Origin of the sequence: Polyangium fumosum (assembly GCF_005144585.1) — a bacterium.
Taxonomy (GTDB): Bacteria; Myxococcota_A; Polyangia; order Polyangiales; family Polyangiaceae; genus Polyangium; species Polyangium fumosum.
Window position 1 is genome coordinate 130449 of the sequence record NZ_SSMQ01000008.1, and the last position, 14422, is coordinate 144870.

Below are 14422 nucleotides of genomic sequence, written 5' to 3' on the forward strand. Positions count from 1 at the left end.
GCCCTGCATGGTCTCGATCGTCAACGCTGTTCGTGATCTCGGCCGACTGCGCCAGATCTACGTCGTGCTCGTTCGTCATGGCTTCGGCGAGCTCGCGCAGCGGCTCGGGCTCGGCGGTCGTGGACGCGCGCAAGCCTTGCCCGAGCTCCCCGCAGGCAACGAGGCGAGCGACGCGCTCGTCGAGGCGCCCGAGGACGACACGAAGCGTGGCGAGGAAGAACGACGGCGCATCTCGCTGCCCGAGCGCGTGCGGCTCGTGTGCATGGATCTCGGCCCCTCGTTCGTGAAGCTCGGCCAGATCGCCTCCACGCGCCCCGACGTCCTGCCGAACGACTGGATCCTCGAACTGAAGAAGCTCCAGGACGAGGTCAACCCGCTGCCTTGGAGCGACATCAAGGGCGCGGTCGAGGCCTCGCTCGGCGCGCCGATCGAGGACGTCTACGAAGGCTTCGAGGAAAAACCTCTCGCTGCGGCCTCGATCGGCCAGGTCCACCGCGCCGTGCTCAAGCACGCGGACGGCCCGCAAGAGGTCGTCGTGAAGGTGCAGCGGCCCGGCGTGCGCACGACCGTCGCGCGGGACCTCGAGCTCTTGCATGCGCTCGCGAAGCTCATCGAGCGCACGATCCCCGAATCGGCCTTGTACCAACCCTCGGCGCTCGTCGATCAGTTCGACCGTGCGATCACGAGCGAGCTCGACTTCGCGCTCGAAGCCGAACACGCCGAGAAGTTCGCGCGCAACTTCGCAGGCCACCCGCACGCGCGTTTCCCGCGCGTCTACCGCGAAGCCTCGTCGAAGACCGTGCTCACGCTGGAGCTCCTCCCCGGCGGCAAGGTCTACGACGAGATCCGCCACCATGGGCACAAAGGCCCGGCGATCGCGCAGGCCGCCGTCGGCATCGTCGTGAAGATGATCTTCGAGGACGGGTTTTTCCACGCGGACCCGCACCCTGGGAACATCTTGATCTCCGGCGACCCCGACAGCCCCACGATCGGCCTCATCGATCTCGGCATGGTCGGCCGTTTGTCGCCGGAGATGCGCGACAAGACGCTCGACCTGATGATCGCGGCGGTTCGTCAGGACCACCTCGGCGTCGCGGATGCGCTCTACGCGATCGGCACGCCGACGAAGAAGATCGACATGCGCGCCTACCGCGCCGAGGTCAGCCTCTTGGCCGAGAAGTACGTCGGCAGGCCGCTCAAGGAAATCGACGTCGCCGCCATGATCAGCGATCTCATGCGCGGCGCGGCCAAGTACGGCATCGAGATCCCGCCGGACTTCCTGCTCGTCGGCAAGGCGATCATGACGATCGAAGGCGTCGGCAAGGAGATCGACCCGGACCTCGACGTCTTTGGCGTCGCGCGTCCGTTGTTCCTCGATCTCCTGCGCAAACGTTACTCGCCCGAGCGCATCGGCATGGAGCTCTGGCGCGGCGTCGAGCGCCTTTCCGGCGCTGCCTACGACATGCCGCAGCAGCTCCGCGAGATCTTCGACGACCTACGCCTCGGGCGGCTGACCTTACGCACCACCGATCCGACCCTCCCGCGCACGGTCGATCGCCTCGGACGTCGCCTCTTCGCGGGCCTCGTCGTGGCGACCTTCGTCTTCGCGGGGACGTGGCTGCTTCAAACGGATCGCAAGGACCCGCTCGGCATCACGCTCCTCGTCTTCGGCGTGCTCGTGATGTTCGGGCACGTCGTCCTCGACGTGCTCCGCCACCTACGTTAGCCGCCGTCTGCATCAGGCCGCCGCATGTGCACAGCAGGGCGCCGAGTCTCCTCGACGCCCTGCTTTGCGGCCCGGTGAAGTCCGTGCGTGGCCTGTCCGATCAGAGCTGCGGGATCTTGCCCTGGAGCAAGAACGCGATGATCAGCGCGAAGAGCACGAGCGACTCGATGAGCGCCAGGCCGAGAATCATCGGCGTCTGGATACGAGCCGCGGCGCCCGGGTTGCGCGAGATGCCCTCGAGGGCGGCCGCAGCGGCGCGGCCCTGACCGAGCGTACCGCCGAGGGCGGCGATGCCGATCGCGAGGCCGGCGGCCAGCGCGATCATGCCGCTCGTGTCGAACTTGTTCGAAGCAGCAGCATCCTGCGCGAACGCCATGCTGGGAACGAGGGCCAGCGCGGTGGCGACCAGCGTGGACAGGGTGAGCTTGCTCTTGAGAGACATCCGGTTCTGCTCCTTTCAGGCCACGCGCCCCCATGGGGGGCTGCATGCATCAATCGAGACGACCCACGGGGTTCGGGGGGACCGACTCTTCGGTCTCACGTCCCGAGGGCTCGGGGGCTTCGCTTCGGGCGGCCCCGCTCTAATCCGAATCTGACGGTTTGGCTAGGGACTTTTTGAGGTTTCCACCGCGATCTTTCGGTGGGGGCGCCTCAGTGGTGGTCTGCGTGGTGGTGCTCCGTGGCGAGGCCGATGTAGATGCTGCTGAGCAGACAGAACACCAGCGTCTGCACGACGATCACGATGAGCCCGAGCATCATCACGGGCAGCGGCAGGAAGATCGCCACGAGACCGAAGAAGACCGAGGCGATGAGGTGGTCGACCGCGATGTTGACCATCAGACGCACGCTGAGCGTGATCGGACGGACGCAGGTCGAGATCACCTCGATCGGGAAGATCAGCGGCGCCAGGTACCACTTCGGCCCCGCGAGGTGCGCGATGTAGCTCCAGCCGTTCTCCTTGATGCCCCAGATGTTGAAGGAGAGGAAGACGAGCAGCGCGCAGCCGAGCGTGACGTTCAGGCTGGACGTGGGCGGCGAGAAGCCGGGGATCAGGCCCGAGACGTTCGAGAAGAAGATGAAGCCCGCGGCGCCGCCGATCAGCGGGAAGTACCGCTTGGCGTTCTCCGCCCCCATCACGTCCTTGGCCATGTTGTAGAAGTAGCCAAAGAACGCCTCGAAGAACGTGCGCAGGCTGAGGCGGTCGTCCGGGACCACCGACTCGTCGAGCCGCCGGAACTTCGAGCGCACCGACATCGCCATCGCGATGAACACGATGACGATGAGCAGGCTCGCGAAGATCGGCTCGACCGAGTGGTAGCTCATCGGCTCGTGACCGATGAAGCTGTAGCCGAGGTTCTTCGCGTTCTCGCGGAGACCAGGGAGGTGGGCCAGGAGGAAGGTCAGAAAACCAGTATGCTCGGGCATGACCGTCGTCGCTCCATCACCGGAGCGCTCCAATCTCGAACTCGTACTCGCTGCTCGATCTCAGGGCTCGTTCGAGGGGTCCCCCTCGTCGGCGGGCCTCGCCTTTAGCACATCTTTGCGCGGCGCGTCCCCGAAAGATCTGCGCTTTGGATCACCGTCCGCGAAGTCGTCCGGGGGCTTCGGGCCAAACAGCGTCCCCACCGTGATCCCGATGGGCAGCGCCCCATACCCCACGATGAGGGAGAGGCCCGACGCAATCCCGCTGCGCAGAATGAGCCAAACCCCGCCCAGCAAAAGCGCGAGCTTCAACGTGGCGATGACCGCCCAAGGCGCGGTGTTTCCCCGCCGGGACAAAAACGCCTCGCCCACCTGCGCGAACACCCACAGGTTCAAGGGCGCCAGCGCCCCGCCGATGGCCACGCCGATCCCGAACCGCGGCCCGCCGAGCGCAAACGAGCCGATCGTCAAGACGACCGCCGACCCGATCACCCCGACGAGCGCCCCGCGCATCGGCGCGTCGAGCTTGGAAGGCTTTTCCGTTTCGCTCATGCGCCCCCCTTCCCGTCGTCGTTGTTCGTGCCCTCGTCGTCCGCCTTCGTGATCGGAGGCTCGTCCTTGCGCTCGTCGGGCGCGTCGTAGCGCGGAAGCGGATTGCCTTGCTCGCGCTCCTCGCGCTCGGCCTGCGCCTTCATCTCGCGCAGCGCGCGCTGAAAGGCCCTCACGGCCGCGCCGATGCCGAAGCAGAAGCCGAGGATCGCGAGGTACGGCTCGGTGCCGAACTTGCCGTCGAGCCAGCGGCCGCCGAAGTAGCCGAACGCGATCGACAGGACGACCTCGAGCCCGATGGTCCCGAGGCTCCCGACGCCGCGCCACTCCTCCACCTTCGGCGGGCGCTTGCGCTCCTTGCCGTTCACCGCTCGCCTACCACGCGCGTCACCGTCGCGCGCCGATTCTCGATCAACGCCTCCAGCACCGGCCGCATCGCGCGCGCCGCCTCGGCGCGGTGGCTGATGCGGTTCTTCTCGTCGTCGCCGAGCTCGGCCATCGTGCGGCCGTCGCCCTTGACGATGAAGAGCGGGTCGTAGCCGAAGCCGCCAGCGCCGCGCGCCTGCTGCGCGATCGTCCCCTCGCAGCGGCCCTCGCAGATCACCTCGGGCTGCACCTCGTTCCACGGATCGAGCAGCACCATCGTGCAGCGAAAGCGCGCCGTGCGGTGCTCGTCGTCGATCTCTTCGAGCGCCGCGAGCAGCGCCGCGTTGTTCTCCGAATCGGTCGCGCCTTCCTTCGCGAAGCGCGCCGAGCGCACGCCGGGCCGCCCCGCGAGCGCGTCGACCTCGAGCCCCGCGTCCTCTGCGAGCGTCACCATCATCGCGGCCTCGGACGCCGTGCGCGCCTTGATCAAGGCGTTGTCCACGAACGTCGCGCCGTCCTCGATGATCGGCGGCAGGTCGGGCAGCACCTGCGAGAGCGGCAGGAGCTGGATGGGCAGGTCGGCGAAGATCGCCAAAAGCTCCGCGAGCTTCCCGCGGTTCGTCGTGGCGACGAGGATCGAGAGCGGCAGGTTCGGCTCGCTCATGCGAACCTCCCCGCCTGGAAGAGCGAAGCGAGCTCGACGCCCGCGGCGCTGAGCGCGCTTCGTTGCATCGCCACGAGCGCTGCGACGCCCGCGAGCCCGACGTCGATCATGCCGTCGAGCGCGCGCCGTTCGAGCGCCTCGCCCTCGGCCGTCGCTTGCACTTCAACGATCGCCCCGCGCGCCGTGGCCACCACGTTCAGATCCACGCGCGCCTGGCTGTCCTCTTCGTAGACGAGATCGAGCATCGCCTCGCCGCCGACGTGGCCCACGCTGATCGCGGCCACCTGATCACGCAGCACCGGCGCGACCGCGCTCGACGTGCGCAGCTTCGCGAGCGCGAGCGCCATGGCCACGAAACCTCCGGTCACCGACGCCGTCCGCGTCCCGCCGTCCGCCTCCAGCACGTCGCAGTCGATCACGATCGTGCGCTCGCCGATCGCGTCGAGGTCGATCGCGCTGCGCAGCGCGCGCCCGATGAGCCGCTGGATCTCCTGCGTCCGCCCGCTCGGCCCCTTGCCGCGCCCTTCACGCGCTTCCCTTCGCGCGCGGCTCGCCCGCGGATGCATCTGGTACTCGGCCGTCAACCAGCCTTTGCCTTTGCCCGCCATCCATGCGGGCACGACGGCGTCGATCGACGCGGTGCAGAGCACGACCGTGCCGCCGGCGCGGTAGAGCACGGAGCCCTCCGCGTTGCGGTGGAAGTGCGGGACGATCTCGACGGAGCGAGGTTCGGCGGGGCTACGGCCATCGGGACGGGACACGCCGCGTCCTTAGCACAGGCGCAACGCCGCGTAGGGCCTCCTCACGCCCGGCCCTCGCTCTCCTCGTCCCGCCTGCGCGCCCGGTGCCTGGTTTTACCAGCTCACGGGGTAGACCGTGGCGTAGAGCCCGTCGCCCGGCCCGCCGCGCGTCGCGGCGCGCTGCACCAGATAAAGCTCCTGCTTGGGTCCCTGGCAGGCGAACGCGCCTCCCTCGGACGCGACGTACACCTGGCCCCCGACGGTCTTCATCGAGAACCCCTCCGGCCACGACGCGCGCTTCTTCAGATAGTCGAGCGCCATGTTGCTCCGCGGCGGGATGTCCGACCGTTCGAGCGTGCGGATCAGCCGGTCCGCCTGGGAGAACGCCGAACCCTCCTGCTTGGCGACATCGCTGATGCCGACCTTCGCGGGGAGCTGCCCCGGGCCGACCTCGTTCGAGGGCACGCGGCGCGAACGGACGACGGTGAACTCGTCGCTCGTCTTGCCGCCCTCGACGCGGTGGCCCCGGCCGATCCATCGACCGTCGCCGGAGGGCACGACCGGGTTCCACGGCTTGCACGTCCCGAACGCGGCGAGCACGGCGCACGGCCCCTTCTTCGCGTCGGCCGCGCACGTGAGCGCCTTCTTCAGCGCGGCGACGTCGAGATCGTCCGGCGCCGCGACCGCCTCGGGGACCGGCGGCGGCGCGGCGGACGGGGGCGCGGGCGTCCCGGTTTGCGCGGGCGCGGCCGCGTCCCCGGCTGGCTCCTGGGAACACGCGGCGACGGCGATCGAGACGAGGACGGCGAAGGGGCGCGTTCGCATGGGCGCGCAGTCTGGCACGGCCTTGCTCGTCCGCTACGGCGGGTCGATCAGGAGCTTCGGCCGGAGCCGCGCGAGCGACTTTCGCCCGAGGCCCTTCACCCGGAGGAGATCCTCCGGCCGCTTGAACCGCCCGAGCTTCGCCCGCAGCGCGAGGATCGCCTTGGCCTTCGTGGCCCCGATGCCCGGCAGCTTCCGTAGATCCTCCTCCGTCGCGAGGTTCAGGATCACCCTTCCATCGGCCGTCACCGCGGCGATCGGCGCGCCCGCGTCCGCGACCGCGCCCGCATCCGCGCCCGCTGCCGCTTCCGCTTCCGCATGCGCGCCCGCATCCGCTGCCGCTCCCGCATCCGCTGCCGCCCCCGCATCCGCGACCGCCGCCGGCACCGGCGCCGCCGCGCTCGCGCTCGTCGCCGGCGGACCGAGGTAAGCCCCGACGCGACGCGGCATCCACTCCGCCGCCGCGCCTGACCCTACGAACGCGAGCGCCAAAAACCCGAGCGCCCCGAGCGCGGCTTTCCCTGCGAGCGGCGTCCATGCCGACCCGCAGAGCCGCGCCCCGATCGACCCGAACAACGCCCGCGCCCGCGCCCCGACCTGCTTGTCGTCTGCTGAACGTTCCACCGAACACCTCCTCGGCGGGCTCCTTGGCGATCTTCGTGCCGACGGACGGGACGCGGGAAAGCGCGTCCTTTGGGGTGCAAAGGGTCTGCGCGGGGGTGGCGCCGCCATGGCGGCGGGGTGGCGACGCCACCGGGACCTTGCGCTCGACCTGCGCTACGATGGCGCGGGAGCAGGTGACCATGTCCGACCCGCGTTTTTCCCCGTACCCCGAGGCCTTCTCGCGTCGCACCTTCCTCGGCGCAGCCCTGACCGGCGCGGCGCTGCTCGGCGCTGATCACGCGCTCGCCGCGGGCTCCGGCCTCGCCGCGAAACCTCCCGCGGGCTTCGTGCCCCTCTCGATCCCCGGGAAGGTCGCGAAGGTCGCGAAGTCGAACGTGATGCAGCCGAACGGCCTGTGGCCCACCGAGGGCGCGGCCAAGGTCATGCTCGAACGCGTCATGGCCGAGCTCACGGGCAAAAGTGACCTCGGCGAAGCCTTCGCCAAGTTCGTCCACAAGGACGACAAGGTCGCCATCAAGCCGAACGGCATCGCGGGCCAAAAGGGCGCGACGATGGCCACGAACCGCGAGCTCATCCTCGAGGTCGTCCGCGGCGTCATGGCGGCCGGCGTGCCCGCGAGCCAGATCATGATCTTCGAGCAGTACCCGAAGTTCTTGGAGGGCACGCGCATCTGGGATCGCCACAAGGGCCCCGACCCCGCGCTGCCCGCGGGCATCGCGACGGCCGTGCACGAGAACGAAGACGCGACGATGCCCGAGCGGAGCGTGATGGGCATCCCGACGAAGTTCGTCCGTCCCTTCACCGAGGCGACGGCCGTGATCAACCTCGGCTTGATCAAGGATCACTCGATCTGCGGCTTCACGGGTTGCCTCAAGAACATCACGCACGGCGCGACGATCAACCCGCACGCCTTCCACCAGCACAACGCGAGCCCGCAGATCGCCGAGCTTTACGCGCAGGACGTCGTCAAGAGCCGCGTCCGCTTGCACATCATCGACGGCTTCAAGCTCATCTACGACGAGGGCCCGCTCGACAAGAACAAGAAGCGCCGCGTGCTCCACGAGGCCGTCTACGCGACGACGGACCCCGTCGCGATGGACACGCTCGGCTGGGGCATCCTCGAGCAATGGCGCAAGGAGAACGGCCTGCCGACGCTCAAGGACGCCGGCCGCGAACCCACGTACATCCGCATCGCGAGCGAGCTCGGGCTCGGCGTCTACGACAAGAACCGCATCTCCTTGCGCGAAGTCACGCTCTGACGGGCTCCGTCCGAACGCTCACGGCGGCGGCGACAGGGCGAGCGCCTTGAGCCGCCCGTTCGCGCACGCCGCGTTCGTCTCGCATTCGATCCAGTAGAGCGCCTCGTCGTCGACCGTGAAATGGAACGGCCCGCTCGGCCGCACGACGATCTCGGCCACCTGGCTCCCCCAATTCTTGCCGCCCACGGGCAGCCGCGCGATCGCCTTGCCGCCGTCGTACGTCGACGCGCCGAAATAGACCCAGTCCCCATTCACCTCGACCGGCGGCAAGACCGCGAGCGTGAAGTCCGTCGCCGCATTGGAGAAGATGAGCTCGCCGCTGCTCGGCACGTACGACTCCACCTTCCCACCGGACTTCGATACGCGGTTCAGGAGCGCGTTGTTCTGCGCGAAGAAGAACACGTACTCCTCGGAGACGTCGAGGCTCGACGGGTCATTGAGGCCCGCCGCGAGCGCCTTCTCCTCCACGCCCACGCCCACCGACGGATCGATCGTGTACACCGCGCCGGTCAAAGGCTTCTCGCCGTCGTCGCACGAGTTCGGCACGTCGTCCCCCAGCGCGAAGCGCGTGAAATAGAGCCGGCCGTCGCTCTCGCTGTAGCGGATGTCGTAGAGCAGCGCGGCCGCCTTGTCCTGCTTGTATTCCGGGTCGATCCAGAGCGCCTCGTATTTCGTCGAGCCCTTCTTCACCCGCCCCACGAGCCCGTCCGTGAGCATGTAATAGAGGAAATCGCCTCCGAGCGTGATCCCGGCGAGCTTCTCGAACTCGGGTTGCTCGCCGAGCACGGGGATCACGTCGGGATTGCAGTCCCTCGGGTCGCACCAGGAGAGATTCGACCCGAGGCACGTGGTCTCATTGCCGCGCTGGGTCCAGGCGAGGAAATCGTGCGAGACCACGGCCCATTCGACCCGTAGGCCCCCGACGTCCAGCAGGGGCGCCGAACAGCCCGGCTTCGGCAAGCGCCGAACCGAGCCGGGCGTCTCGTATTGCCGGACGACGATCGACGCGGCGTCCGAGCTCAGCGCCCCCATGACGACGTTCGGCTCGATCACGAACGGCGCGCACGTATCGCCGCTGCCCCCGCAGGGGATCACGGCACACGCGAGGTTTGGCGGGGGCTTGGGGGCATACTCGTCGTACTCCTCGCCGAGGACGCAGCTCGATAGGAGCACGGCCGTGATACCCATCATCGCCGTGCGATGGAGCGGAACGTTCATACGCGGATCTTACAACGCCCACGAACTTGCTTGCCAGCGCCGACGAGATCCGTTTTGCTTCTCCTCCGGAGCGAGCGTCCCATGGCCAGCGCCACCGGCACACAGAAGTTTCTCGAACACGGGCCCCTCAAATTCGCCCGCACGCGGCCCACGATGCACATCCCCGACGCCGAGGTCCACGACGACGCGGGCGCGAACGTCAATCCGCCCGTCTCTTTCACCGCCGAGCTCACGGGCTGCTCGGTCTTTTGCGCGTCTCGCGGGTCTACCCCGATCGCGCCGTGATCTCCCACAACGACGAACCCAAGCCGCTCTCCCCTTGAGCGGGCCATCGAAGGGGGACCTGTATGCCGATCCTCGAACTCACGTTATCAGGCGGAGCGAAGCTCTCCGTGCACAACTTCTCCGTGCAAGAAGCCCTCTCCGAGCTCTTCCACGTCTCCATCGTGGCGCGGGCGCAGCGGCCGGACCTCGACCTCGAGGCGATCGTCGGCAAACCCGCCTCGCTCCACATCGTGGCCGGATGGACCTACGTGCAGGACCAGGGCACGCGCACCTGGAAAGGCGTCTGCAGCTACATCGAGCAATACCAGGCCCAGACCGAAGAGACGGGGCTATCGACCTATCACCTGTCCATCGTCCCCGACCTCTGGCTGCTCACGCAGCGCACGAACCACCGCATCTTCCAGCACCTCTCCATCCCCGACATCACCGACGTGCTCCTCGGCGAATGGGGCGTCAAGCCCACCTGGCAGATCGATCGTGGGCTCTATCCGAAGCTCGAATTCAAGGTGCAATACGGCGAGAGCGATTTCACGTTCCTGTCTCGCCTGCTCGAAGAGGCCGGCATCACGTTCTGGTTCTCGGACCAGGACGGCGCGGGCTCCGTGCTCACGTTCGGCGACAAGCTGCACGCGGCGGCGCCGCGCCCGCCCATTCCTTTCGTCGACAACCCGAACCAGGCCGCGCAGCGCGAGTTCCTCTCGCTCGTACGCCTCGGCCACGAGGTCCGGCCGGGCGCGCACGTGATGCGCGACCACGATTTCCGCAAACCCTCCTTCGAGCTCCTCGGCGAGGCCACCCCTGCCGCGACGGGCCCCGAGGGCAAATACGAGCAATACACCTACGGCCCGGGCGCGTTCCTCGTGGAGGGCACGATGGGCGGCGGCGGCACGCCGGTGGCGGACGATCAGGGCATCGCCCGGCACGACCCCAAATACGGGACAGACCTCGCGACGCGCCGCCTGCAATCGCTGCGCGCCGACAAACGTCGGGTCACGTTCGACACGAACACCCTCGACCTCTTCCCCGGCGCGGTCTTCACGATCGAGGACCACTTGCACCCCTCGCTCGCGCCGAGCCAGCGGCTGCTCGTCTCGTCGTTCTCCGTGGAAGGCACGCCGGGCGACGCATGGACCATGCGCGGCGCCGCGGTCTTCTCCGACCCCGCCGCCCCGTATCGCCCGCCGGTCAAGACGCCGCGCCCGCGGGTCTTCGGTGTGCAGAGCGCGACCGTGGTGGGCCCGCCGGGCAAGGAGATCCATACCGACGAATTCGGCCGCGTCCGCGTGCAGTTCCCCTGGGATCGCGAGGGCCAGAGCGACGACCGCTCCTCGTGCTGGATGCGCGTCAGCCAGGGCTGGGCCGGCACGGCGTACGGGATGATCACGATTCCGCGCGTCGGCCAGGAGGTGCTCGTCACGTTCCTCGACGGCGACCCGGATCGGCCGATCGTGACGGGCCGCGTCTACAATGCGATCGAGCAGGTGCCGTACAAGCTGCCGGACGACATGACCGTGAGCACGTGGAAGAGCCAATCCTCCCCCGCCACGGGCGGCTACAACGAGATCAAATTCGACGACAAGGCCGGATCGGAGCGCGTCTACGTGCAGGCCGAGCGGGACTTGCACAAGCTCGTCAAGAACGACGAGGTGCTCCGCACGCAGCACAACAAGATGGAGACGGTGGACGGCACGTCCGACCTCGTGGTGAAGGGCGCGCGCAAGCAGCTCATCGAATCGGAGGACCATTTGCACGTGTTGCTCGACCAGCGCAGCCAGGTCGACGGCGGCGTCTCGCTCACCGTGAAGATGGGCAAGCAGGAGAAGGTGGGGGCCGATTACGCGCTCGACGCCGGGCAGGAGATCCACCTCAAGGCGGGGATGACGCTCGTGCTCGAAGCCGGGCTGCGGCTGACCATCAAGGGACCGGCCGGCTTCATCGATTTCCACCCGATGGGCATCGATATCGTGGGGCTCCTCGTCAACATCAACAGCGGCGGGTTTCCGGCCTTCGGCAAGGGCGCCTCCCCCGACGCGCCCGAGGACGCGACGGAGGCCGAGCCGCGCGACAGGCCGCCCGGCGCGCCGGCGGGGAATTCGAGCACGGGCACCGGCGGCACGTCCGGCCAAGGTGGGAGCTAGGCCATGCCCCTCGCTGCGCGCATCGACGACGAGCTGACGTGCGAGGTCCACGGCGCGGGCATCATCACCGAAGGGTGCCCGACGGTGATCATCGGCTTCCAGCCGGCCGCGCGCGTCGAGGACGAGATCCTTTGCCAGGAGGTGCCGAGCGAGATCGCCAAGGGTTGCGAGACGGTGTTCATCGGCGGAATGCCGGCCGCGCGCGTCGACGATGTGGCCGTGGACGGCGCGGTGATCAGCACCGGATTTGCCACGGTGAACATCGGCACGACGCCGCAGATCCAGGTGCTGCTCCTGGCCGCGGCGCTGGGTTTGCCCTTTTGCGAGGAATGCGAGCCGAGCTCGCTCGCCGGGCCGAGCGGGGAGCCATGAAGGCCGTTCTTTCCATTGTGACGGGGCGATCGGCAGGGCAACGGGTGCGGCTCCCTTTGGGACAGCCCTTTTGCGTGGGGCGCGGCGGGCGGGCGGATCTGATCCTGGCGCACGACGAGAAGATGGCCCTCGTGCATTTCGAGCTCGCATGGGACGGCGCCACGTGCCGCCTGCGCGACCGGAGCCGGCAAGGGACGGAGCTCGACGGCAAGCACGTGGACGAGGCCGAGCTGAAGAACGGCGCGTGGATCGGCGCGGGCGGGACGCGGTTTCTGTTCCGCATCCGCAGCGAGGATCTCCGGTCGGAGCTGCCGCCGGCGCCGCCCGCGCCGCCGCCTTCGCCGGAGATGCTTTCGGCGCGCCGGGAGGCGCTCGTGGTGCTGTCGCGGGAGAAGCATCTCTTCGCGATTCTGGACGCAGCCCGGGATCGGCGCGTCCGCGCCTTGCTCGCCGCATGCGACGAGGAATTTCGCTCGCTCTACGAAGGCCCAAAAGGCGAGGCCCTCGCCGAGGTGGCGCCGTACCTCGTGCACCTCCAGCCGGGCTCGCCGCTGCTCCCCGTGCTCGTGGAGGACGCGTGGGGCGCGAGCTGGGGCGTGTATCTGACGAGCGCGCGACCCTTCAAGGAGGTCCGCCAAAGGCTGCGCCGGTCGCTCATGGTGCAGGACGAGGAGACGGGGAAGCGGATGTATTTCCGTTTGTATGACCCGCGCGTCCTGCGGCTGTTCTGGCCGGCATGTACGCCGCGGCAAAAAAGCGAGATAGCCGGCACGGAGATCGAATCGTTTCTCGTCGAGGGCACCACGGGCGAGGTGCTGCGATTCGCCCGGGAGGGATGAGGCGATGCTGACATTGCGCCGGGGGCAGCAAAAGGCCTTCGAACCGCTGGTGGAGGACGCGCTCGTCGAGCGCATTTTCGTCTTCCTCCGCCAGCGTCCCGAACCCGAGGTTCATCGCCTCGACGACGCGCACCTCCGCGCGGCCATCCGCGCGGGCGTGGCGCAGGGGCGGTCGTTCGGGCTCACGTGGCAATCGTCGCTCGGCGCGTTCGTGGGGCTCTCGATCGTCGTGGGGCCGAGGTTTCACGAACACCCGGCCGTGCGCGCCATTCTGACGGACGAGGCGATCCCGCCCGACGAGCGAATCGCCGCGCTCCGCGACAGGCTCACCGAAGAGGAATGGCGCGAGGCTTCGGACCCGGAGGTGATGACGCGATGATGTCCCCCGATCCCCGGACCACCACGACCACCACGTCGACCACCACGACCACCACGACCACCACGTCGACGACCTCGACGGCAGCGACGAGCATGATCAACGCTGCCTCTGTCGCGCTCCCCTCGACGCCGCCCAGCGCGAGCGTCGCATGTGCCGCGGGCAAGGTCGCCGAGCCGTCGTCGAGCGCACCCGCGAAGAAGGAAAGGACCCCCGAGGAGATCAGGGAGTTCGCAGGCAAGGTCGAGGACCTCGTGGAGGAGGCCGTCAGCCTCCAGCAACAAATCGTGGCGCCCGAGACCATCGGGGAGCTTTATCAAGATCTGTACAGGGTAAAGCGGGCGGGCGACACGAACGTTTTGTCGAAGTGGACCGCGTTTCACAAGTTTTGGGGGACCACGCTCGTCCCTCTCAAGAAATTCGTCGACCAGGAGAAGAAGCGGCGCGACGAGGAGAAGAAGCAGAAGGAGCTGATCCAGCGAAACGAGCAGAGGAGGACGCAGGGCAACGAGGACAAGCAGACGTTGATCGCGGCCGAGCAGGTGCAAAAGAAGCTGCGCGAGAAGCAGCACCAGCAAGAAGTGGCGGCGCTCGCGAGGGCTCACAAGGAACATTTCAACGATCCCAAGGCGCTGACGGCCATCGTCAGCGACAACCCCACGCTCTGCACGGCGGTCGTCGAGGAAGGCACGCAAACGACGATGGCGTTCGGGATCAGCTCCGTGGGAAACCACCGGCCCTTTCAGGCCTTCTATCGGGACCAGGACGGGATGATCCGCTGCACGAAAGCCGCGGAGGTTTATGCCAAGGTGCTCGAACCGCTGCGCGCGGAGCTCAATAAGATCCAGTGCGTCGAGGCCTGGGAAGTCTACGTCTGCGCAGAGGTCGACGCGGCCGTTCAGCTCTTGCTGCGCGGAGTGCGCCTGGAGCAGATCAAGACCTACGCCACGGATTTCGATTTCAAATACAAGGCGCGCTGCGCACACTGCACCCAGTGGGTGACGGAGTTCTGAGCCGGCAAT

General features: G+C 68.1%; 17 protein-coding genes. 8 read left to right on the plus strand and 9 right to left on the minus strand.

What is annotated here, in order from left to right; translation table 11 throughout:
* Positions 1-7: 7 nt before the first annotated feature.
* A complete protein-coding gene (locus E8A74_RS10265; protein WP_136928777.1) occupies positions 8-1726 on the plus strand; it encodes an ABC1 kinase family protein in 1719 nt (572 codons plus the stop codon).
* 100 nt (positions 1727-1826) lie between these two features.
* Here E8A74_RS10265 and E8A74_RS10270 read toward each other — a convergent pair whose 3' ends face one another.
* The 8 genes from E8A74_RS10270 to E8A74_RS10305 form a co-directional block, all read right to left on the minus strand.
* On the minus strand, positions 1827-2168 hold the full coding sequence (locus E8A74_RS10270; RefSeq protein WP_136928778.1) for an ATP synthase F0 subunit C: 342 nt from the start codon (positions 2166-2168) through the stop codon (positions 1827-1829).
* 209 nt (positions 2169-2377) lie between these two features.
* A complete protein-coding gene (gene atpB, locus E8A74_RS10275; RefSeq protein ID WP_136928779.1) occupies positions 2378-3151 on the minus strand; it encodes a F0F1 ATP synthase subunit A in 774 nt (257 codons plus the stop codon).
* Positions 3152-3211: 60 nt separating this feature from the next.
* Positions 3212-3700 (minus strand): ATP synthase subunit I, encoded by a 489-nt coding sequence (locus tag E8A74_RS10280; RefSeq protein WP_136928780.1) that lies wholly within the window; start codon positions 3698-3700, stop codon positions 3212-3214.
* A complete protein-coding gene (locus E8A74_RS10285) occupies positions 3697-4065 on the minus strand; it encodes an AtpZ/AtpI family protein (RefSeq protein WP_232379476.1) in 369 nt (122 codons plus the stop codon). Before E8A74_RS10285 ends, E8A74_RS10280 begins: the two co-directional genes overlap by 4 nt.
* Positions 4062-4727 carry an RdgB/HAM1 family non-canonical purine NTP pyrophosphatase gene (gene rdgB, locus E8A74_RS10290; protein WP_136928781.1) on the minus strand — a complete coding sequence of 222 codons (666 nt, stop codon included), beginning with the start codon at positions 4725-4727 and terminating at the stop codon, positions 4062-4064. Before rdgB ends, E8A74_RS10285 begins: the two co-directional genes overlap by 4 nt.
* Positions 4724-5488, minus strand: a complete 765-nt coding sequence (gene rph, locus E8A74_RS10295; protein ID WP_136928782.1) for a ribonuclease PH — start codon at positions 5486-5488, stop codon at positions 4724-4726. The genes rdgB and rph overlap by 4 nt, the downstream gene beginning before the upstream one ends.
* Positions 5489-5581: 93 nt before the next feature.
* Complete coding sequence (locus tag E8A74_RS10300) at positions 5582-6292, minus strand: hypothetical protein (protein WP_136928783.1); 711 nt, start codon at positions 6290-6292, stop codon at positions 5582-5584.
* A 33-nt stretch (positions 6293-6325) separates the two neighbouring features.
* Positions 6326-6913 (minus strand): ComEA family DNA-binding protein, encoded by a 588-nt coding sequence (locus E8A74_RS10305; protein WP_170229019.1) that lies wholly within the window; start codon positions 6911-6913, stop codon positions 6326-6328.
* A 179-nt stretch (positions 6914-7092) separates the two neighbouring features.
* Here E8A74_RS10305 and E8A74_RS10310 point away from each other — a divergent pair, with 179 nt between their 5' ends.
* Positions 7093-8172 carry a DUF362 domain-containing protein gene (locus tag E8A74_RS10310; protein WP_136928785.1) on the plus strand — a complete coding sequence of 360 codons (1080 nt, stop codon included), beginning with the start codon at positions 7093-7095 and terminating at the stop codon, positions 8170-8172.
* A gap of 18 nt (positions 8173-8190) precedes the next feature.
* Here the strand turns inward: E8A74_RS10310 and E8A74_RS10315 are convergent, their stop codons facing one another.
* The gene (locus E8A74_RS10315; RefSeq protein WP_136928786.1) at positions 8191-9390 is read right to left on the minus strand and encodes a hypothetical protein; all 1200 of its coding nucleotides are present in this window, start codon (positions 9388-9390) and stop codon (positions 8191-8193) included.
* A gap of 81 nt (positions 9391-9471) precedes the next feature.
* On the opposite strand from E8A74_RS10315, the gene E8A74_RS10320 reads away from it, so the two are divergent.
* From E8A74_RS10320 to E8A74_RS10345, 6 genes are all read left to right on the plus strand, one after another.
* Positions 9472-9675 carry a hypothetical protein gene (locus E8A74_RS10320; RefSeq protein WP_136928787.1) on the plus strand — a complete coding sequence of 68 codons (204 nt, stop codon included), beginning with the start codon at positions 9472-9474 and terminating at the stop codon, positions 9673-9675.
* Between the two features lie 62 nt (positions 9676-9737).
* Positions 9738-11813, plus strand: coding sequence for a type VI secretion system Vgr family protein (locus E8A74_RS10325; RefSeq protein ID WP_136928788.1), 2076 nt, complete (start codon positions 9738-9740; stop codon positions 11811-11813).
* Positions 11814-11816: 3 nt separating this feature from the next.
* A complete protein-coding gene (locus E8A74_RS10330; RefSeq protein ID WP_136928789.1) occupies positions 11817-12185 on the plus strand; it encodes a PAAR domain-containing protein in 369 nt (122 codons plus the stop codon).
* Entirely contained in the window at positions 12182-13024 is an 843-nt protein-coding gene (locus E8A74_RS10335; RefSeq protein WP_170229020.1) for a DUF4123 domain-containing protein, read from the plus strand. The genes E8A74_RS10330 and E8A74_RS10335 overlap by 4 nt, the downstream gene beginning before the upstream one ends.
* Positions 13025-13028: 4 nt before the next feature.
* The gene (locus E8A74_RS10340; protein WP_136928791.1) at positions 13029-13403 is read left to right on the plus strand and encodes a hypothetical protein; all 375 of its coding nucleotides are present in this window, start codon (positions 13029-13031) and stop codon (positions 13401-13403) included.
* On the plus strand, positions 13400-14413 hold the full coding sequence (locus E8A74_RS10345; protein WP_136928792.1) for a hypothetical protein: 1014 nt from the start codon (positions 13400-13402) through the stop codon (positions 14411-14413). The genes E8A74_RS10340 and E8A74_RS10345 overlap by 4 nt, the downstream gene beginning before the upstream one ends.
* Positions 14414-14422: the final 9 nt, after the last annotated feature.

Coding starts and splice junctions, on each gene's coding strand:
- E8A74_RS10265 (WP_136928777.1), top strand. CDS start 8: ATGGTCTCGATCGTCAACGCTGTTCGTGATCTCGGCCGACTGCGCCAG.
- E8A74_RS10270 (WP_136928778.1), bottom strand. CDS start 2,168: ATGTCTCTCAAGAGCAAGCTCACCCTGTCCACGCTGGTCGCCACCGCG.
- atpB (WP_136928779.1), bottom strand. CDS start 3,151: ATGCCCGAGCATACTGGTTTTCTGACCTTCCTCCTGGCCCACCTCCCT.
- E8A74_RS10280 (WP_136928780.1), bottom strand. CDS start 3,700: ATGAGCGAAACGGAAAAGCCTTCCAAGCTCGACGCGCCGATGCGCGGG.
- rdgB (WP_136928781.1), bottom strand. CDS start 4,727: ATGAGCGAGCCGAACCTGCCGCTCTCGATCCTCGTCGCCACGACGAAC.
- E8A74_RS10300 (WP_136928783.1), bottom strand. CDS start 6,292: ATGCGAACGCGCCCCTTCGCCGTCCTCGTCTCGATCGCCGTCGCCGCG.
- E8A74_RS10310 (WP_136928785.1), top strand. CDS start 7,093: ATGTCCGACCCGCGTTTTTCCCCGTACCCCGAGGCCTTCTCGCGTCGC.
- E8A74_RS10315 (WP_136928786.1), bottom strand. CDS start 9,390: ATGAACGTTCCGCTCCATCGCACGGCGATGATGGGTATCACGGCCGTG.
- E8A74_RS10320 (WP_136928787.1), top strand. CDS start 9,472: ATGGCCAGCGCCACCGGCACACAGAAGTTTCTCGAACACGGGCCCCTC.
- E8A74_RS10325 (WP_136928788.1), top strand. CDS start 9,738: ATGCCGATCCTCGAACTCACGTTATCAGGCGGAGCGAAGCTCTCCGTG.
- E8A74_RS10330 (WP_136928789.1), top strand. CDS start 11,817: ATGCCCCTCGCTGCGCGCATCGACGACGAGCTGACGTGCGAGGTCCAC.
- E8A74_RS10335 (WP_170229020.1), top strand. CDS start 12,182: ATGAAGGCCGTTCTTTCCATTGTGACGGGGCGATCGGCAGGGCAACGG.
- E8A74_RS10340 (WP_136928791.1), top strand. CDS start 13,029: ATGCTGACATTGCGCCGGGGGCAGCAAAAGGCCTTCGAACCGCTGGTG.
- E8A74_RS10345 (WP_136928792.1), top strand. CDS start 13,400: ATGATGTCCCCCGATCCCCGGACCACCACGACCACCACGTCGACCACC.